The sequence below is a fragment of the Mesorhizobium xinjiangense genome, from assembly GCF_009749525.1.
Classification (GTDB): domain Bacteria; phylum Pseudomonadota; class Alphaproteobacteria; order Rhizobiales; family Rhizobiaceae; genus Mangrovimarina; species Mangrovimarina xinjiangensis.
Map to the genome: position 1 here is coordinate 21,034 of NZ_WOAC01000028.1, position 17,721 is coordinate 38,754.

Genomic DNA, 17,721 nt, shown 5'->3' on the forward strand with positions numbered 1-17,721 from the left:
TGAAGCGACGCTTACCTTGAGTCCAGAATGTGAGGGAGCAGGGAGTCGCTCTTGCTTATGATCAATGCGGATCCGTCTATCTTGTCCTTGTCCATTGCCCAACCTCGCGTTCCTTCGGGACCATCCCATTTCTACGCTATGACATCCCAAATGCCGCATCGCTCCGGCGAAGGTCTTCCATTCTCTATCAGCGACATACAGGTTGATGGTACTTGAATATCGACCGAGAGGTGGGGCCATGATTGCCGATGGAGACCGAAAGACGTCTCGCTCGATTGCTGAACAGGTGCCCACACACAGGGGAGCGAGCGATGATCCGGGTTCGGGCAACGGCAGATTCATTCCAGCGGCGCCGCTTCCCTTCAAACGTGCGATACGGCGCCCGGAACTGCGCAAGATCGTCCCGCTTGCGGACACGACAATTTACGAAATGGAGCGGCGTGGTGAGTTTCCGAAGCGGTTTTTTCTGACGCCGCGCTGCGTCGTATGGGACTTGAGCGAGATTGAGGCATGGATCGAAGATCGGCGGCGTGCCTCGGAAGATGCTTCGCTGCGGCGTGCCCCAATCCCAGATGTTCGTCAGCGTCGTACTCGGCCGGTCCGACAGTGAGTGATGTCGATCGTCCACCACCTCTTTCCGGAACCGGATACTCCCAATCATTGAGAGGATTCGAAACGTGACGCGGAGCAGAGCGGCCGGAAGCGCCGCATCGCGGTGGCCGATAATCACACCCGCTCGCGAGTGATCGGATTTCGCGTTTGGTGATCAAAATTCACGCGCTGATGCACGTCGATAGCCCGACGGTTCGGCTAAGGGGTGCCAGGGCGCGAAGATGTCAGCCAGCATCCGGGGCCAACAGCTGCATCGACGGGGGATAGAGCGTCGGCACCCGTTTCTGCCCCGCGACCCAGGCATCGATCATGTCGGCCCACTCCTGGAGCATGTGGCGGCGCTGCTGCTCGTATTCAGCCTTGTTGTAGACACTGCGGGATGAACGTCGCTCCTCGTGGGCGAGGCACTTCTCGATCCAGTCGCTGTTGAAGCCAAGCTCGTGGAGCAATGTTGAGCCGGTCCGTCGCAGATCGTGAACCGTGAACGGCTGCAGCGCCAAACCCTTCTTTTTCGACCGCTCCATGATGGCCATGGTGATGCGGTTGAACGTGGCTTTCGACATCGTCTCGTCCGCCTCGTAGCGCGACGGCAGCACGTAGCGCGAGTTTGCAGCGCAGGTCTTGAGCGCGATCATGATGTCGAGCGACTGCTGCGACAGATAGACGTTGTGGGGCTTGCCGCGCTTCATCCGCTCCTTCGGGATGCTCCACACGGCGCTCTCGAAATCCACCTCGTCCCAGGTCGCCTCCAGAAGCTCGCTCTTCCGCACCATGGTCAGCAGGATCAGCCGGAGGCCAAGGCGGATGGTGGGCAGTGTCGGCACATGCTCCAGTTCCTGAAGCATGATCCGGATCTCGGTCGGCGTCAGCGCGCGGTCCTTGGCGACGAAGGTCGCGATCGAGGCGGGGGCTACGTCGTCGGCCGGGTTGCGCATCTTCTCGCCGTGGAGGATGGCGAAACCGTAGACCTGTTTGACGATATCGCGGACATGGATGGCAGTCGCCGGCGCGCCGCGATCCTTCACCTTGTGACAGAGCGTCCGCAGATCCTCCGGCGTGATCTCGGTCAGCAGTCGGTTCTTCCATGCCGGCAGGATGTCGCGGTCGAAGATCGTCTTGCGCATGGATCGCGTGCTATCGGCCATGCGCGCCTCGCTGAGCCAGCGCCTGCCGACCTCCCTGAAGCTCGCAGCAGGTGTCAGCCGCCGCTTCTTGCGCTGCTTCTCGAGAGCCGGAGATTGCCCTTCTGCCACCAACTTCCTTGCGGCCGTGCATCGGTCTCTGGCTTCGGACAGACCGATGCCGTCCGGACCGTAGCGTCCGATGGTCAACGTCTCGCGGCGATCGTTGAGACGGTAGTCGTAGCGGAAGGTAATTAGCCCCGATGGCGCGACGGCGACATACATACCGTCGCGATCCGACAGCTTGTACAATTTCTCTTTTGGCTTCAGCTTCTTAAGTGCGAGATCGGTAAGCATGTGAAAGGCCTTTCCGACGCAAAATACCACATCGAATGGCTCATTTTTACCGTCACACGAAATACCGTCAACTCTTTCATGCTTCCTTTTAATATCAGCATGTTATGTGTGAAATGGATAGGCTTCTTGGCTTCGCGGCGCTGACGGTATTTGAAAAGCGACCCCTTGACGATATTTCAGATACCGTCAGCCATACCGTCAGATGATCTCGCTTACCCGCGATAGATCGCGATAGGTAGAGAGAAATTTTATTTTCTTTTCAAATAGATACGTCGATTTACGATCGATCGCGATAGGCTGCGAAGGACGCCGGATCACTCCCACTCGATGGTGCCCGGCGGCTTGCTCGTCACGTCGTAGACAACGCGGTTGATGCCGCGCACCTCATTGATGATGCGGGTTGCCGCGCGGCCGAGGAAGTCCATGTCGTAGTGGTAGAAATCGGCCGTCATGCCGTCGACCGAGGTGACGGCGCGCAAGGCGCAGACAAATTCATAGGTGCGGCCGTCGCCCATCACGCCCACCGTCTGCACGGGCAGGAGCACGGCAAAGGCCTGCCAGATGGCGTCGTAGAGGCCGGCCTTGCGGATTTCATCGAGATAGATCGCGTCGGCCTCGCGCAGAATGTCGAGCTTTTCGCGTGTCACCCCGCCAGGGCAGCGGATCGCCAGCCCCGGCCCGGGGAAGGGATGACGACCGATGAAGCTTTCGGGCAGGCCCAGTTCCTTGCCGAGCACGCGCACCTCGTCCTTGAACAGTTCGCGCAGCGGCTCGACGAGCTTCATGTTCATGCGCTCGGGAAGCCCGCCGACATTGTGGTGCGACTTGATGGTGACAGAGGGGCCGCCGGTGAAGGAGACGCTTTCGATGACGTCGGGATAGAGCGTGCCCTGCACCAGGAAATCCGCGCCGCCAAGCTTTTTCGCCTCTTCCTCGAACACCTCGATGAACAGCCGCCCGATCGTCTTGCGTTTTGTCTCCGGATCCGCCTCGCCTTCCAGCGCCCCGACAAAACGCTCCGACGCGTCGACCAATATAAGCGGCAGATTGTAGTGCTCGCGGAACATGGCCACCACGTCGGCCGCCTCGTTCTTGCGCATCAGACCATGGTCGACCAGGATGCAGGTGAGCTGGTCGCCCACCGCCTCGTGCGTGAGAAGCGCCGCCACGGAGGAATCGACCCCGCCCGAAAGGGCGCAGATCACCTTGCCGTCGCCCACCTGATCGCGGATCGCCTGAATGGCCTGCTCGCGATAGGCGGCCATGGTCCAGTCGCCCTTCAGCCCGGCGATCTTGTGAACGAAATTCGACAGGAGCCGCGCACCGTCCGGCGTGTGCACCACTTCGGGGTGGAACTGCACGGCATAGAACCTGCGATCCTCATCGGCGACCGCGGCAAAGGGCGCGCCGGTCGAAGTGCCGATCACCTGGAAGCCCGGCGGGAGCGCCGTGACGCGGTCGCCATGGCTCATCCACACCTGGTGGCGCGTGCCCTTGGGCCACACCCCTTCGAAGAGTGCCGAATCCTCCTTCACGTCGAGAAAGGCGCGGCCGAACTCGCGGTGATGTCCACCCTCGACCTTGCCGCCGAGCTGGGCGCACATGGTCTGCTCGCCATAGCATATGCCGAGCACCGGAATGCCGGCGTCGTATATTTCGTCGGGCGCCCGCGGGCTGCCGGTATCGACGGTCGATGCCGGACCGCCGGACAGGATGACGGCCTTCGGATGCAACCGTGCAAAAGCCTCGCCGGCGGCTTGAAAGGGGACGATCTCGGAATAGACGCCGGCTTCGCGCACGCGCCGGGCGATCAGCTGCGTTACCTGGCTGCCGAAATCGATGATGAGGACGGTGTCGGGATGGGAGGTCGTGTTCATGTCGAGCCCATAAAGAAGTCGCCGCAATTGTGCAAGCTTGAAGCGGCTGCCAGGAGCCAAGAGGCGCGCGATCAGGTCCCCCGCGCCGCGCCGGCGTCCAGCGTGCCCTCGGTGATCGCCGTTTCCAGCCGGTCGACCGCCGCGGCCAGTGTCTCGTCGACAACGTGCAGATATTCCGTCCAATCGCCGACATGGCGCAATTCCGCCTTGCCGTCGGAAATGCCGCGCAGGACGACAAGCGGCACGCCGAAGCGCATCGTCGCGCGCAGGCAGGCATAGCTTTCCATGTCCACCATATCGGCATCGACCTCTGCGTAGGCCGCGCCGGAGACGATATTGGCGCCCGTCGAAAGGCTCGCCTCCTTGATGCCGGGCACACGCAGCCGCAGGGGCAAGGTGGCGGGAAGGTCGAGGAAGGGTGTTGTGCCCTTGTCGAAGCCCAGCGGAGAAGCATCCATGTCGCGATAGGAGACCGACATGGCCTGATAGACCTCGGTCTGCTCCAAAACCCTGCTGCCGGCCGAACCGAGCGAAACGACGAGGCCCGGCAGGCGGTCGCGCCGAGCGGCAGCGGCAAGCGCCGCCGTGAGCTCGACAGCCGCCTCGACCGGGCCGACGCCGGTCATCAAGGGCTTGAACCGCTTTTTCAGATGGGGGCCGTATTCGGCATCGACCGCCATGACGAACAGGACGTCGCGCCCGCCCATCGCCGTCAGCGGAACGTCGATGCGCGGCATGGCGCTCATCCTTCGATCCCCGCACGACCGAGCACGGTCATCATGGTGCCGGTCATGGTGGCGATCAGCTTGGCCTCGCCCGTCTCGTCGAAGGCGTAGGCCTGACCGTCGGCAACAATGATCGTACGTCCCGGCTTGGTGACGCTGCCGCGAAACAGGAAGCGCTCGCCCTTTCCAGGCGCCAGCAGGTTGACCTTGAACTCGATGGTCAGCACCGCCGCATCGCGCGGCATCAGCGAGTAGGCCGCGTAGCCGCAGGCCGAATCGAGCACCATCGAGATCACCCCGGCATGCAGGAAGCCGTGCTGCTGGGTGAAGCCGTCGGAATGCGGCATCTCGATCTCGACCATGCCGGGCGCGACGCGTGTCAGTTCGGCGCCGACCGTTTTCATCGCGTTCTGGCGGGCAAAGCTCGCCTGCACGCGCTCCTCGAAGTCGGCCTCCGGAACGATCTTGGCAGCCATGGCGTGTCCTCTCCGCTTTCCTTGCACTTATCGCAAAGCCGGCAAAGCCCGGCAATGATAAATGCTGCACTGCGAAAATCAGCCGCTGTTCATATCGCCGGCCGGCACAAACCGGCGCTATTGGGGATTGCGCTCCATTGCGGCGAAGAAAAAGCCGTCCGTGCCGGTCAAGTGCGGCGTCATGACGACGCCGGCCTCGCCGTCGATGCGGACACGCCCGGCGTGGTCGGCAAAAGTGCCCTGCCAGAGCTTGTCGTGGTCGACCGGCCGGAACCGCGGATTGCGCGCGAGAAACGAGCGAAGCTGGCCGCCATTTTCCTGCGGAAAGACCGAGCAGGTGATGTAGACGAGGCGCCCGCCCGGTTTGACGAAGCGGCTCGCCTTGTCGAGGATCTGCGCCTGTTCATTGACGCGAAGGTCGAGCTGGCGCTGGGTCAGCCGCCATTTGGCGTCGGGGCGGCGGCGCCAGGTTCCCGATCCGGTGCACGGCGCATCGACCAGGACGATGTCCATGCGCCCGCCGAGCGTTTCGAGCTCGTCGGCCTTCGAGACGACCTGCACATTGCGCGCGTCGGCGCGGCGCAAGCGATCGAATATCGGCGCCAGGCGCGTCTTCTCCGCGTCATGAGCGAATATCTGGCCCCGATTGTTCATCTGCGCGGCCAGTTCCAGCGTCTTGCCGCCGCCGCCGGCGCAATAGTCGAGGACCTGCATGCCGGCCAGCGCCCCGGCAAGCTCGCCGGCAATCTGCGAGCCTTCGTCCTGCACCTCGAACCAGCCCTTGCGAAAGGCAGGCTCGGCCTGAACGTTGGGATGTCTGCGGCCGCCTTCCACGGGTGCGATGCGCAGGCCGTCGCTGGCAATCCGGGTCGGCACGGCGCCCTGCCCGGCCAGTTCGGCCAGCACGCGCTCGCGGCTCGATTTCAGCGTATTGGCGCGCAGATCGAGCGGCGGCCGCGCGGCCAGCGCCCTGCCCTCCTCGGCCCATGCGGATCCGAAGGCCTGTTCAAGATAGGGGGCGCACCAGTCGGGGCAATCGGCCGAGATTTCGGCCGGCGCGGCAGCAAGTGTATTGGCCTCCACCGCGCGAAGCTCGTCCTCGCTCATTGCGGGCGGCGCGAAATGATCGCCCTCGAGGGCGGCGTTGAGAGACGAAGCGGATTCGCCCCATTCCAGAAGCAGCGCGCCGAACGCCAGCGCGCGCGGCGTCTGGTCGCCGAGCAACCAGGCGGCCGAACGGCGACGACGCAGCGCGTCATAGACGATATTGCCGATCGCGGCACGGTCGCCAGCCCCGGCGAAGCGATGCGACAAGCCCCAATCCTTCAGCGCTTCGGCCGCAGGCCGGTGCCGTGATTGAATATCGTGAAGAACTTCGATGGCTGCAGACAGCCGTCCGCCCAAGCGCATTCAGGTTTTCCCATCTTCGGCTTACCCGTTGGCCAACTCGTAGCTTGTCACGGTGAGGCGCACAAGCGCGGCGCGGTCGCAGCGACCATCCCGGCACAAAAAGAGGCAGGGCGCGGAACTCCGCGCCCTGCCGGCCCGGCACAAAAAGAGGCAGGGCGCGGAACTCCGCGCCCTGCCGGCATTGTCTCGGACCTGTCGCGGCGATCAGGCGAGATCGAAACGGTCGGCGTTCATCACCTTGGTCCAGGCCCTGACGAAGTCCTTGACGAACTTTTCACCGGCATCCGACTGGGCATAGACCTCGGCAAGCGCGCGAAGTTGCGAGTTCGAGCCGACAACGAGGTCGACGCGCGTGCCGGTCCACTTCAACGCACCCGTCCTGCGGTCGCGACCCTCGAACTCGTCTTCGTCCTCCGACACCGCCTTCCAGGCCGTGCCCATGTCGAGCAGGTTGACGAAGAAGTCGTTGGTGAGCGTCCCGGGCTTGTCCGTGAAGACGCCATGGCTGGAACCGCCATGGTTCGCCCCCAGCACCCGCAGCCCACCGATCAGCACCGTCATTTCCGGAGCGGTCAGCGTCAGGAGCTGCGCCTTGTCGATCAGCAGCTCTTCGGCCGGCACCGTGTAACGGGCCTTGAGATAGTTGCGGAAGCCGTCGGCGACCGGCTCGAGCACGTCATAGGCCTCGACATCGGTCTGCTCCTGCGAGGCGTCCGTGCGGCCCGGCGCGAAGGGAACCTCGACGTAGTGACCGGCCGCCTTGGCGGCCTTTTCGATGCCGGCCGAACCGGCAAGCACGATCAGATCGGCAAGCGAAACCTTCTTGCCGCCCGTCCGGGCATCGTTGAAGGCCTTCTGGACGCCTTCGAGGGCTGCCAGAACCTTGGCAAGCTGCGCGGGCTGATTGACCTCCCAATCCTTGGCCGGGGCAAGGCGGATGCGCGCGCCATTGGCGCCGCCGCGCTTGTCCGAACCACGGAAGGTCGCGGCCGAGGCCCAGGCGGTGGAGACCAGTTCGGGCACCGTCAGACCGGTGGCGAGGATCTTCGCCTTGAGGTCGGCAATATCCTTGGCATCGACCAGTTCATGGTCGACGGCCGGGATTGGATCCTGCCAGATGAGGTCCTCTTCGGGAACCTCGGGGCCGAGATAGCGGGATTTCGGGCCCATGTCGCGATGGGTCAGCTTGAACCAGGCGCGGGCAAAGGCGTCTGCGAATTGATCCGGGTTCTCGTGGAAACGGCGCGATATCTTCTCGTAATCGGGATCGAAGCGCAGCGAGAGATCAGTGGTCAGCATGGTCGGCTTGCGGCGCTTCGAGGCATCCCGCGCATACGGAATGGATTCCGGCGCATCCTTCGCCACCCATTGATTGGCGCCGGCCGGGCTCTTTTCCAGCTCCCATTCGTAGCCGAACAGGTTGTCGAAGAAGTTGTTGCTCCACTGCGTCGGCGTCTGGCTCCAGGTCACCTCGGGGCCGCCGCCGATCGTGTCGTCGCCCATGCCGCTGCCGAAGCTCGACTTCCAGCCAAGCCCCTGCTCGGCGAGGCCGGCGGCTTCGGGGTCCGCCCCGACGAGTGAGGCATCGCCGGCGCCATGCGCCTTGCCGAAGGTGTGGCCGCCGGCGATCAGCGCGACGGTCTCCTCGTCGTTCATGGCCATGCGGCCGAACGTGTCGCGGATGTCCTTGGCCGCCAGCAGCGGATCCGGGTTGCCGTCAGGGCCTTCCGGGTTGACGTAGATCAGGCCCATCTGAACGGCGGCCAGCGGGTTCTCGAGCTCGCGCTCGCCCGAATAGCGGCTGTTGGATCCGCCACTGAGCTCCAGCCATTCCTTCTCTGCGCCCCAGTAGACGTCTTCCTCCGGCTCCCAGGTGTCCGCGCGGCCGCCGGCAAAGCCGAAGGTCTTGAAGCCCATGGATTCCAGCGCGACGTTGCCGGCGAGGATCATCAGGTCGGCCCAGGAGATCTTGTTGCCGTATTTCTGCTTGATCGGCCACAGCAGACGGCGCGCCTTGTCGAGGTTGACGTTGTCGGGCCAGGCGCTGAGCGGCGCAAAGCGCTGCTGGCCCTTGCCGCCGCCGCCACGTCCGTCGCCGGTGCGATAGGTGCCGGCCGAGTGCCATGCCATCCTGATCATCAGCCCGCCATAATGGCCGAAATCGGCCGGCCACCATTCCTGGCTGTCGGTCATCAGCGCGGTGAGGTCCTTCTTCACCGCCGCCAGGTCGAGCGTCTTGAATTCCTCGGCGTAGTCGAAGCCGGTGCCCATCGGGTCGGACAGGGAAGAATTCTGGTGGAGAATCTTGAGGTTGAGCTGGTTCGGCCACCAGTCGCGGTTCGACCGCATGTTCACATTCGTGTTGCCGTGCACCACCGGGCAGGTGCCGGCCTTTTCAGCTTTAGCGTCCATGTCTCTCTCCGATCTGTGGTCTTCGAATTCGCTCGATATATCTGTTCCGCCCGGCGCCCGATCGTCGCGGCAGAGGCATTCACGTCACGTTCGGCGCAGCGCGCGGGCCGATCCGTGTGGCCAGGTTGGACAATCTGTCATCAGGCGGGCTTCCTCGCATGGGCCGTGAGGCCGGAAGATGGCGAACCGGAGTGTGCTTGTCACTCCAGTTTGGAACAATTCAAAAGTTACGACCGATTCACGATAGATTCAAATTGCGATTCCTATTTCCTGTGATAATTTTTCATTATGATAAGATTGACCGTGAGACAGATGGAATATTTCCAGGCCCTGGCCGACACGATGCATTTCGGCCGGGCGGCCGAGATCGTCGGCGTCACCCAGCCGGCCCTGTCGGCGCAGATCGCCGAAATGGAGGAAAGGCTCAATTGTCGGCTGTTCGAGCGCGACAGGCGCGTCGTGCGCCTGACCGAGGAAGCGCGGCTGCTCAGACCGCGCATCGCCCGCATCCTGGAAGAGTTGCGCGATATCGAGGCGATTGCGCGGCGCGGACGCCAGGCGATGCAGGGACGGTTCCGCCTCGGCATCATCCCGACGATCGCGCCCTACATGCTGCCCGAGGCCCTGCCCGCCATCAGGCAGCGCTTTCCCGAACTGCAGCTCGAACTGCGCGAGGCCATGACGACGACGCTGATCGACGATGCGCTGAATGGCCGTCTCGACGGTTTCATTGCCGCCGAGCCCCTTGAAACACCGGCCCTTGCCAGTGAAAAGCTGTTCGAGGATCGGTTCTTTCTGGCCGTGCCGGCGGCCGATCCGAGTTTCACCTCGCATCCGGTCCCGCCCGAAAGCCTTGCCCTCGACCGATTGATGCTGCTCGAGGAGGGCCACTGCCTGCGCGAGCAGGCGCTGGCGGTCTGCGGCCATGTAAAACCGGTGGCCATGGCGAGCTACGGCGCAACCAGCCTGACGACCTTGTTGCAGATGGTGTCGCATGGCCTGGGCATCACGCTCGTTCCGGAAATGGCACTTGAAGCCACCAGCACCATGCGTGATCTCAAGCTCGTGCCCTTTGCCGAGCCGGCGCCGGCGCGCACCATCTGCCTGGCCTGGCGGCGCAACAGCCCGCGCGGTGACGAATGCCGCGCCCTGGCGCGCGCCGTCAGGGAAATCGCGACGCCGGGCAGCACGGATGCTCCTTCAGACGCCGCCAAGCAGATGGAGCCCCAGCCATAGCCACATCAGGGCGAGCGCCAGAAAGCCGACCATGAAGAACGGGCTGCGATGGCGGATCCGGTTGCTTGTCACCTGCATCCAGGCATGGGCACAGCGCGAAGCAACGAAGATCCATGCCATTGCGATCATGGCTCCCGAAACGCCCTCCGTCACCAACAGCGCCAGGCAGACGGAGTGAAACAGGACCGGCAGCTCGAACTGGTTTTGCAGATTGTTTCGCACGTAGCGGCTTTCGGCCGGCTCGATCACGTTGTCGCGGAACTGCTCGTTGGTCGCCGATCCCGCTTTCACGGCCGAAAACCGCCGCAGCGACAACAAGCCATAGACGGCGTAGACGAGGACGACATGGGCAATCAGCGGCCAGACGATCGCAGTCGCATTCATCGCGTGCTCCTTTCGCTTCGGCGCATTAACGCCGCCTTAACCACGTCGCAGAACAATGCGCTTGATCTGAACAGAAGCAGCCGACCGTGAATTTCCCGTCAATCAATCGCGCAGCGCGCATCATGGCCGGTCCGCACGATCCCCGCGATCAGGCGTTGGACGCCGACCTGGCAGCCGCGATCATCCAGTCCCTAAGCCTGTTCGCTCGTCCGTCCGGCAACGCGCGGCAAACGGGCAGCGAAAGCCAAGCATCATCGGGCACGGCAGTTACCCTGCCCGATCCCGCTGCCTCGCGCAGCTTGTCCTCTGCGGAACCGTCGCCGCAAGCCTGGCCCCTGTCGCCGTCTCTCGATATCGCCTTGCGCGCCTACCAAGAGGAGCCTTGGCCCGACGCCGGCGAAGACAAGGACGGCCAACGCCGCTCGGTCGCGATCTAGAACATGTCCCGCTCAAACGGAATCGTTTGAGCGAAAGGTACATGTTCCAGCATATTGATCTGGCGCGCATATCTTTGCTTCGAACGGAACTGTTTGAAGCGAATGCGCGCTAGATCAGGCCATGCCCGGATAGTTGGGGCTTTCGCGCGTGATCGTCACGTCGTGGGCGTGACTTTCGCGCAGGCCGGCGCCGGAAATGCGCACGAAGGTGGCGCGGCTGCGGAACTCTTCCAGGTTGGGCGCGCCGACATAGCCCATCGCCGCCTTCAGCCCGCCGGCCAACTGGTGCAGGACGCCGCCGACCGGCCCCTTATAGGCCACCTGGCCTTCGATGCCCTCGGGCACCAGCTTCAGCGTATCGCGCACCTCGGCCTGGAAATAGCGGTCGGCCGAGCCGCGCGCCATGGCGCCCACCGAGCCCATGCCGCGATAGGCCTTGTAGGAACGTCCCTGGTGGAGATAGACCTCGCCCGGGCTTTCCTCGGTACCGGCCAGCAGCGAGCCGACCATGGCGGCGCGCGCGCCGGCCGCGAGCGCCTTGGCCAGATCGCCCGAATATTTGATGCCGCCATCGGCAATGACGCCGACGCCGGCCTTGTCGGCCGCCTCGACGGCCGACATGATTGCCGACAGCTGCGGCACGCCGACGCCGGCCACCACGCGCGTCGTGCAGATCGATCCCGGACCGATGCCGATCTTCACGGCGTCCGCGCCGGCATCGATCAGCGCCCTGGTGCCGTCCGCGGTCGCCACATTGCCGGCCAGGATGCGCACAGCGTTGGAGAGCTTCTTGGCGCGCGTGACCGCATCGAGAACACGCTGCGAGTGTCCGTGCGCGGTGTCGATGACGAGCAGGTCGACGCCCGCCTCGATCAGCCGCTCGGCGCGCTCGAAGCCGTCATCGCCGACGCTTGTCGCCGCCGCCACGCGCAGCCGTCCCTGGGCGTCCTTGCAGGCGTTCGGATTGAGCTGCGACTTCTCGATGTCCTTCACGGTGATCAGGCCGACGCAGGCTCCACTATCGTCGACCACCAGCAGCTTCTCGATACGCCGCTGGTGCAAGAGCCGCTTGGCCTCTTCCTGGTCGACATTCTCGCTGACGGTGACCAGGTTGTCCTTCGTCATCAATTCGGCCACCTTCTGCGAGGGATCCGAGGCGAAGCGGACGTCGCGATTGGTCAGGATGCCGATCAGGCGACCGGTGACATGACCGCCGACGCCGCCATTATCCACCACCGGGATGCCCGATATGCCGTGTGCGCGCATCAGGGCATGCGCGTCGGCCAGCGTGGCGTCGGGGCCGATCGTGACCGGATTGACCACCATGCCGGACTCGAACTTCTTGACCTGGCGGACCTCCTCGGCCTGCTCGCTCGGCGACAGATTGCGGTGGACGACGCCCATGCCGCCGGCCTGCGCCATGGCGATGGCGAGGCGCGATTCGGTCACCGTGTCCATGGCCGCCGAGAGGATCGGAATGTTGAGCTCGATGTCGCCGGCGATGCGCGTGCGGATGTCGGTCTGACCCGGCATGACGTCGGAATGGCCGGGCTGCAGAAGCACGTCGTCGAAAGTGAGCGCCTCGGCGCCGGTTGCGGTCTCGATGATCTTCGCCATGGCCATTCCTTGAAAAATGGAGACCGACGCCGCGCCCTTGCCGACCGCGTCGAATCTTCCGGTTTTCCCTTTCAGGATTGGCGGTGGCTGGTAACACGTCTCGATGACAATGAAAAGTCATCGCGCGGCGATGACAGGCGTCACCCCCGCGCGCCGGGCTGCGCCTCAAAAATCGAGCTGGTAGGTCTCGGGAATGAAGCGATAGCCCTCACCGACCTTTTCCACGAAGCCGATGGCCGGCGGCGGCATGTGATAGCCGATGAAGGGCAGCCTGTCGGCCGCGACCATGTCGAACACCTTCTTGCGCGTGGCCACGCCTGCCTCCTTGTCCACATCGAAGCGCACATGCCAGTCCGGGCGCTGCAGCGAGGCCACGTAATGGTTGGCCGTGTCGGCGGTCAGGACCAGTTGCTTGCCGTCGGATTCCAGCATGAAGATCATGTGGCCGGGCGTATGGCCGAAGGCGGCCATGGCGGTGATCCCGGACACGACGCTGTCGCCGTCGCCGATGAAGGCCATCTTGTCGGCCAGCGGCTTGACCTTCGCCTCGACGTTCCTGGCGCCGCTTTCCATGGGCCCGGACAGGCGCTCCGGCGCCGTCCAGAAGTCGTATTCGACCTGGCCGGCAACGTAGCGCGCATTGGGAAAGGCCGGCGCCTCGCCCTCCATCAGGCCGCCGATATGGTCGCCGTGGAAATGGGTGATGACGACGATCGTGACGTCCTCGGGCGTATGTCCGGCAGCACCCAGCCGCTCGCGCAGCCTGCCGAGGCCATTCTGTCGGGCGCCCTCGCCGAGGCCGGTGTCGAAGAGAACCAGATCATCGCCCGTACGAACGAGCGTCGGCGTGAACGAGTTCATCCAGTGGTCGGCCGGCAGATATTCGCCCGCGAGCAGTTCGGCCACCGTTTCCGGCGGCTGATCGATGCCGAAGGTTTCGGCCGTGTTTTCATATGCCCGCTTGCCGTCGAGGATGGTCGTGACCTCGAACTGGCCAAGCTTGAAGCGATTGAAACCGGATGGTTCGAGTTCTGACTCGCTCATCTGTGCATGGGCTCCCCGTATCATGATCTGAGGTGTTGCAAGCAGCGCGCCGCCCGCAACGGTCAATTTCAGCGCCGAACGGCGGTCGATCGAGCTCTTCATCGCCAACTCCCCTTTTCCCTGTTGTATGCTCAAGTTGTGTGCTCAGGCCGGTGCATTCGCTCAGCGGCATGCAAGCGCGAGTTTAGGTGCGGAAGCCCTTTCGACACCACGACGGGCCATTCAAAGTTTCGTGACGACGCTCGCTCCAGGGTTCGCCTGGACGAACGGTTCCCTCGGGACAGGCCGGAGGCAACATGCTAAGCGGGGCGCGCTTCAGGCCATCCGGACCAGACAATTGAATCGCACGATCCCGCTCATCCTCGCCGTCGCATTGTTCATGGAGCAAATGGATTCGACGGTGATCGGGACGTCCCTGCCGGCGATCGCCGCCGACATCGACACCAGTCCGATCGCGCTCAAGCTGGCGCTGACCGCCTATCTGGTGTCGATCGCGATCTTCATTCCCCTGAGCGCATGGATGGCGGATCGCTTCGGCGCCAAGCGCGTCTTCTGCGCGGCCATCGGGGTCTTCATGATCGGTTCCATCGCCTGCGCCTTCGCCAATTCGCTCGAGGCCTTCGTCGTCTCGCGCTTCCTGCAGGGCATGGGCGGCTCGATGATGACGCCGGTGGCCAGGCTGGTGCTCGTGCGCACCACGGCCAAGAGCGAGCTTGTCTCCGCGATGGCCTGGCTGACGATCCCGGCCCTTGTCGGCCCGCTGGTCGGACCGCCGGTCGGCGGCTTCATAACCACCTATATAAGCTGGCACTGGATCTTCCTGATCAATGTGCCGATCGGCCTGGCCGGCATTGCCGCGGCCTGGATCCATCTGCCGGAGATCGACGTCAATGCACCCGGAACGATCGACTTCAAGGGGTTCGTGCTGGCCGGGCTTGCGGCCTCGGGCGTCGTGTTCGGCCTGTCGGTGGTCAGCCTGCCGGCACTGCCGCCGCTGGTGGGGCTGGCGACGCTGGTCGTCGGCCTCGCCGCGGGCGCCCTCTATCTGGTTCATGCGCGGCGCATCGCCAATCCCATTCTCGATCCGGCGCTGTTTGCCAATCCGATCTTTCGCGCAGCGATATCCGGTTCGTCGCTGTTTCGCATCGGCGCCGGCGCCATTCCCTTTCTCCTGCCGCTGATGTTCCAGCTCGGCTTCGGCATGACGCCGTTCCAGTCGGGGCTGTTGACCTTCACCGGAGCCTTCGGCGCCATCGGCATGAAATTCATGGCCCGCTCGACCCTGCAGCGCGGCGGCTTCCGCACCGTGCTGGTGATGGCGGCCGTCGGCGGGGCCGTGTTCATCGCGGCGATTGCCCTGTTCACGCCGCAAACGCCGGTCTGGGCCATTATCGCGGTGCTGGTGGCAGGCGGCGTGCTGCGCTCGCTGTTCTTCACCTCGGCCAATGCGCTGGTCTTCGCCGATCTCGACGACAGCCAGGCCGGACAGGCGACGGCCATCGCGGCGGTGTCGCAACAGATCAGCATCGCGCTCGGCGTCGCGATCGCCGGGGCGATCCTGGAGGCGTTCGCCCATTTCGCGGCCGGCACGCTGGAACTCGCCGCCTTTTCCACCGCCTTCGTGATCGTCGCGCTTATCACCGCCATCGCCGCACTGCCGTTTGCCGCGCTGTCCGCGGATGCGGGCAATGCCGTCTCGGGCCACCGCATCGGCGGCGACAATTCGCGCACCGGCGTAACCCCGCTGGCGGCCGCTTATCCGGCGTCCCCGACGTCTTCTTCGGCACCGCCTTCGTCCGAACGTCCCTTGAAATCGCGCGCCAGCAAATAGAGCTCGACCGACGCGTCGCGCGAGGCCGGCGGCTTGACGTGGTGGACGGTGCGGAAATGACGCTTCAGGCGGTCGAGCAAGCTCGTCTCCGTGCCGCCCTGGAACGTCTTGGCCAGGAAATGCCCGCCGGGCTTCAAGGTCTCGATGGCGAAGTCGGCCGCGACCTCGCACAGATGCATGGTGCGCAGATGATCGGTGCGGCGGTGACCGGTCGTCGGCGCGGCCATGTCCGACATGACAAGATCGGGTGCGCCGCCCAGCGTCTCGATCAGCCGCGCCGGGGCCTCGTCGTCGAGGAAATCCATCTTCAGGAAGTGGGCACCCGGCACCGGATCCATGTCCAGATAGTCGATCGCGACGATCGTCGGCGCCTCGTCGGTCGAACCGATGCGCTGCGCGGCGACCTGGCTCCATCCGCCCGGCGCGGCGCCCAGATCGACAATGCGCGCGCCCGGCTTCAGGATGTGGTAGCGGTCGTCGATCTCGATCAGCTTGTAGGCGGCGCGCGAACGGTAGCCCTCGGCCTTCGAACGATGAACATAGGGATCGTTGAGATGGCGCTCCAGCCAGCGCCGCGAGGAGTTCTTCAGGCCGCGCTTCTTCTTGATGCGCGTCTTCAATGCGCGCGGCCCGGCAGTGCCAGACGGCTTCTTCATGGCCGGCCTCCCTTCGCCTTGCCGCGGCCGCGGCGCCACACGCCTTCCTCGGCCATGAGTTCGGTCAGGATGCCCTCGCGCAGGCCCCGGTCGGCGACCCGCAGGCGCTGCGAGGGCCAGACGGACCGGATCGCCTCCAATATGGCGCAGCCGGCCAGAACCAGATCGGCCCGGTCTGCACCGATGCAGGGATTGTCCACGCGCTGCTGGAACTCCCAGCCGAGCAATGTGCCGATCATCCGATCGACCTCGCCGTTGTCCATCCACAACCCGTCGACTCGGCGCCGGTCGTAACGCGGCAGGCCGAGATGGATTCCGGCCAGCGTCGTGACCGTTCCCGAGGTCCCCAGAAGGTGGAAACGGTCGCCGGACGCGACATGAGACAGCCGTTCGCGCCCTTCGAAGGTCTGGAGATGCGCCGACACCTCATCGACCATCAGGCCGAAGATCTCCGACGTGACGTGGCGACCGCCGAAGCGCTCCGACAGCGAGACGACGCCGACGGGCAGCGAGACCCAGGAGACGATATGCCGGGCCAGCCGCGCCGCCCTGCGGCCGGCTATGTCGATCAGGGCGATTTCCGACGAGCCGCCGCCAATGTCGAACAGAACCACGCCCTGCGTGTCCGTCTCGACCAGCGATCCGCAGCCCGATACGGCGAGCCGCGCCTCCGTCTCGCGGTCGATCACCTCCAGGACCAGCCCTGTTTCCTCGCGCACCCGTTCGATGAATTGCTGGCCGTTTTCCGCCGAGCGGCAGGCCTCCGTCGCGATAAGCCGGGCCCGGCGGATGCGGCGCGCCTTGAGCTTGTCGGCACACACCGCGAGCGCCTCAAGCGCCCTGTCCATCGCCGCCTCGCCCAGTCGCCCGCTGGTCGACAGGCCTTCGCCCAGCCGCACGATGCGCGAAAAGGCGTCGACCACCCGGAAGCGACCCGGCCGCGTCGGCACCGCCACGAGGAGCCGGCAATTGTTGGTGCCCAGGTCGAGCGCGGCGAAGGCCGCCTCGTCCGTGCCGGTCCGTACGAAAGGTTTGGGCGGAGCACCGACGCGGACCGGTGCGGCGGCGCCATCGGTCCGCGAACCAGGTGCGGTCGAACCAGGTGCGGTCGGTTGAGACGGCCCGCCGGTGATTGCCGCACCGTCACGCGCATAGACCTTGCGCGCGCGGCGGCGTTTGCGCCGCTTGCGCGGCGGTGCCTGCTTCGCTTCGCCGGGCGGTGCTTCGGCTTCTTTTAGGCCTTCGGCGAGGCGCGCCGCCTTTTGTCGGCCCGATCTGCGGTGCCGTCGGCGTTTGGAGACCGCACGTCCCCGCGAAGCCCCGCCACCTGGCGGAAGCCCGCCATCCTGGGGGTCTTTCACAGAAGATCCTTTCGGCCCGCGCCAGCCATAGGCGGCAGCAGGGCCCTGATCGTTGAGTTGGCGGCACTCTAACGTATCATCCGGTAAATCGGAACCGGTTTTCCGAAAGCGACGACACGCAAATTCATCCAGCCCAATGCGGCATGCGGCGCGTTCAGCGCAGGC

General features: G+C 64.6%; 15 protein-coding genes. 4 read left to right on the forward strand and 11 right to left on the reverse strand.

Annotation, left to right across the window (positions count from 1 at the left end; genetic code table 11):
• The first annotated feature begins 238 nt into the window (after positions 1 to 238).
• The gene (locus GM909_RS22615) at positions 239 to 610 is read left to right on the forward strand and encodes an AlpA family phage regulatory protein (protein WP_157019478.1); all 372 of its coding nucleotides are present in this window, start codon (positions 239 to 241) and stop codon (positions 608 to 610) included.
• A 226-nt stretch (positions 611 to 836) separates the two neighbouring features.
• Here GM909_RS22615 and GM909_RS22620 read toward each other — a convergent pair whose 3' ends face one another.
• The 6 genes from GM909_RS22620 to katG form a co-directional block, all read right to left on the reverse strand.
• A complete protein-coding gene (locus GM909_RS22620; protein WP_157019479.1) occupies positions 837 to 2,090 on the reverse strand; it encodes a tyrosine-type recombinase/integrase in 1,254 nt (417 codons plus the stop codon).
• A gap of 314 nt (positions 2,091 to 2,404) precedes the next feature.
• The gene (guaA, locus tag GM909_RS22625; RefSeq protein ID WP_157019480.1) at positions 2,405 to 3,967 is read right to left on the reverse strand and encodes a glutamine-hydrolyzing GMP synthase; all 1,563 of its coding nucleotides are present in this window, start codon (positions 3,965 to 3,967) and stop codon (positions 2,405 to 2,407) included.
• 71 nt (positions 3,968 to 4,038) lie between these two features.
• Positions 4,039 to 4,704 (reverse strand): 5'-methylthioadenosine/S-adenosylhomocysteine nucleosidase, encoded by a 666-nt coding sequence (locus GM909_RS22630; protein ID WP_157019506.1) that lies wholly within the window; start codon positions 4,702 to 4,704, stop codon positions 4,039 to 4,041.
• Between the two features lie 5 nt (positions 4,705 to 4,709).
• Positions 4,710 to 5,168 (reverse strand): PaaI family thioesterase, encoded by a 459-nt coding sequence (locus GM909_RS22635; RefSeq protein WP_157019481.1) that lies wholly within the window; start codon positions 5,166 to 5,168, stop codon positions 4,710 to 4,712.
• Between the two features lie 117 nt (positions 5,169 to 5,285).
• Positions 5,286 to 6,578 carry an RsmB/NOP family class I SAM-dependent RNA methyltransferase gene (locus GM909_RS22640; RefSeq protein WP_157019482.1) on the reverse strand — a complete coding sequence of 431 codons (1,293 nt, stop codon included), beginning with the start codon at positions 6,576 to 6,578 and terminating at the stop codon, positions 5,286 to 5,288.
• Positions 6,579 to 6,782: 204 nt separating this feature from the next.
• On the reverse strand, positions 6,783 to 8,990 hold the full coding sequence (gene katG, locus GM909_RS22645; RefSeq protein ID WP_157019483.1) for a catalase/peroxidase HPI: 2,208 nt from the start codon (positions 8,988 to 8,990) through the stop codon (positions 6,783 to 6,785).
• 288 nt (positions 8,991 to 9,278) lie between these two features.
• On the opposite strand from katG, the gene GM909_RS22650 reads away from it, so the two are divergent.
• Positions 9,279 to 10,226 (forward strand): hydrogen peroxide-inducible genes activator, encoded by a 948-nt coding sequence (locus GM909_RS22650; protein ID WP_157019484.1) that lies wholly within the window; start codon positions 9,279 to 9,281, stop codon positions 10,224 to 10,226.
• On the opposite strand, the gene GM909_RS22655 is transcribed toward GM909_RS22650, so the two are convergent.
• Positions 10,191 to 10,610: an MAPEG family protein gene (locus GM909_RS22655; protein ID WP_157019485.1), complete on the reverse strand. Its 420-nt coding sequence runs from the start codon at positions 10,608 to 10,610 to the stop codon at positions 10,191 to 10,193. The two genes, GM909_RS22650 and GM909_RS22655, sit on opposite strands and share 36 nt — an antisense overlap.
• 122 nt (positions 10,611 to 10,732) lie before the next feature.
• Between GM909_RS22655 and GM909_RS22660 the strand changes: the two genes are divergently transcribed.
• Positions 10,733 to 11,047 carry a hypothetical protein gene (locus GM909_RS22660; RefSeq protein ID WP_157019486.1) on the forward strand — a complete coding sequence of 105 codons (315 nt, stop codon included), beginning with the start codon at positions 10,733 to 10,735 and terminating at the stop codon, positions 11,045 to 11,047.
• Between the two features lie 114 nt (positions 11,048 to 11,161).
• Here the strand turns inward: GM909_RS22660 and guaB are convergent, their stop codons facing one another.
• Both guaB and GM909_RS22670 read right to left on the reverse strand, forming a co-directional pair.
• The gene (gene guaB / locus GM909_RS22665) at positions 11,162 to 12,664 is read right to left on the reverse strand and encodes an IMP dehydrogenase (protein WP_157019487.1); all 1,503 of its coding nucleotides are present in this window, start codon (positions 12,662 to 12,664) and stop codon (positions 11,162 to 11,164) included.
• A 165-nt stretch (positions 12,665 to 12,829) separates the two neighbouring features.
• Positions 12,830 to 13,810 (reverse strand): MBL fold metallo-hydrolase, encoded by a 981-nt coding sequence (locus GM909_RS22670; protein ID WP_157019488.1) that lies wholly within the window; start codon positions 13,808 to 13,810, stop codon positions 12,830 to 12,832.
• Between the two features lie 235 nt (positions 13,811 to 14,045).
• Between GM909_RS22670 and GM909_RS22675 the strand changes: the two genes are divergently transcribed.
• Complete coding sequence (locus tag GM909_RS22675) at positions 14,046 to 15,539, forward strand: MFS transporter (protein WP_157019489.1); 1,494 nt, start codon at positions 14,046 to 14,048, stop codon at positions 15,537 to 15,539.
• Here GM909_RS22675 and GM909_RS22680 read toward each other — a convergent pair.
• Together GM909_RS22680 and GM909_RS22685 are read right to left on the reverse strand one after the other, a co-directional pair.
• Positions 15,464 to 16,195, reverse strand: coding sequence for an RlmE family RNA methyltransferase (locus GM909_RS22680; protein WP_157019490.1), 732 nt, complete (start codon positions 16,193 to 16,195; stop codon positions 15,464 to 15,466). The genes GM909_RS22675 and GM909_RS22680 overlap by 76 nt on opposite strands.
• Entirely contained in the window at positions 16,192 to 17,556 is a 1,365-nt protein-coding gene (locus GM909_RS22685) for a Ppx/GppA phosphatase family protein (protein WP_235912027.1), read from the reverse strand. The genes GM909_RS22680 and GM909_RS22685 overlap by 4 nt, the downstream gene beginning before the upstream one ends.
• Positions 17,557 to 17,721: the final 165 nt, after the last annotated feature.

Coding starts and splice junctions, on each gene's coding strand:
- GM909_RS22615 (WP_157019478.1), top strand. CDS start 239: ATGATTGCCGATGGAGACCGAAAGACGTCTCGCTCGATTGCTGAACAG.
- GM909_RS22620 (WP_157019479.1), bottom strand. CDS start 2,090: ATGCTTACCGATCTCGCACTTAAGAAGCTGAAGCCAAAAGAGAAATTG.
- guaA (WP_157019480.1), bottom strand. CDS start 3,967: ATGAACACGACCTCCCATCCCGACACCGTCCTCATCATCGATTTCGGC.
- GM909_RS22630 (WP_157019506.1), bottom strand. CDS start 4,704: ATGCCGCGCATCGACGTTCCGCTGACGGCGATGGGCGGGCGCGACGTC.
- GM909_RS22635 (WP_157019481.1), bottom strand. CDS start 5,168: ATGGCTGCCAAGATCGTTCCGGAGGCCGACTTCGAGGAGCGCGTGCAG.
- GM909_RS22640 (WP_157019482.1), bottom strand. CDS start 6,578: ATGCGCTTGGGCGGACGGCTGTCTGCAGCCATCGAAGTTCTTCACGAT.
- katG (WP_157019483.1), bottom strand. CDS start 8,990: ATGGACGCTAAAGCTGAAAAGGCCGGCACCTGCCCGGTGGTGCACGGC.
- GM909_RS22650 (WP_157019484.1), top strand. CDS start 9,279: ATGATAAGATTGACCGTGAGACAGATGGAATATTTCCAGGCCCTGGCC.
- GM909_RS22655 (WP_157019485.1), bottom strand. CDS start 10,610: ATGAATGCGACTGCGATCGTCTGGCCGCTGATTGCCCATGTCGTCCTC.
- GM909_RS22660 (WP_157019486.1), top strand. CDS start 10,733: ATGGCCGGTCCGCACGATCCCCGCGATCAGGCGTTGGACGCCGACCTG.
- guaB (WP_157019487.1), bottom strand. CDS start 12,664: ATGGCGAAGATCATCGAGACCGCAACCGGCGCCGAGGCGCTCACTTTC.
- GM909_RS22670 (WP_157019488.1), bottom strand. CDS start 13,810: ATGAAGAGCTCGATCGACCGCCGTTCGGCGCTGAAATTGACCGTTGCG.
- GM909_RS22680 (WP_157019490.1), bottom strand. CDS start 16,195: ATGAAGAAGCCGTCTGGCACTGCCGGGCCGCGCGCATTGAAGACGCGC.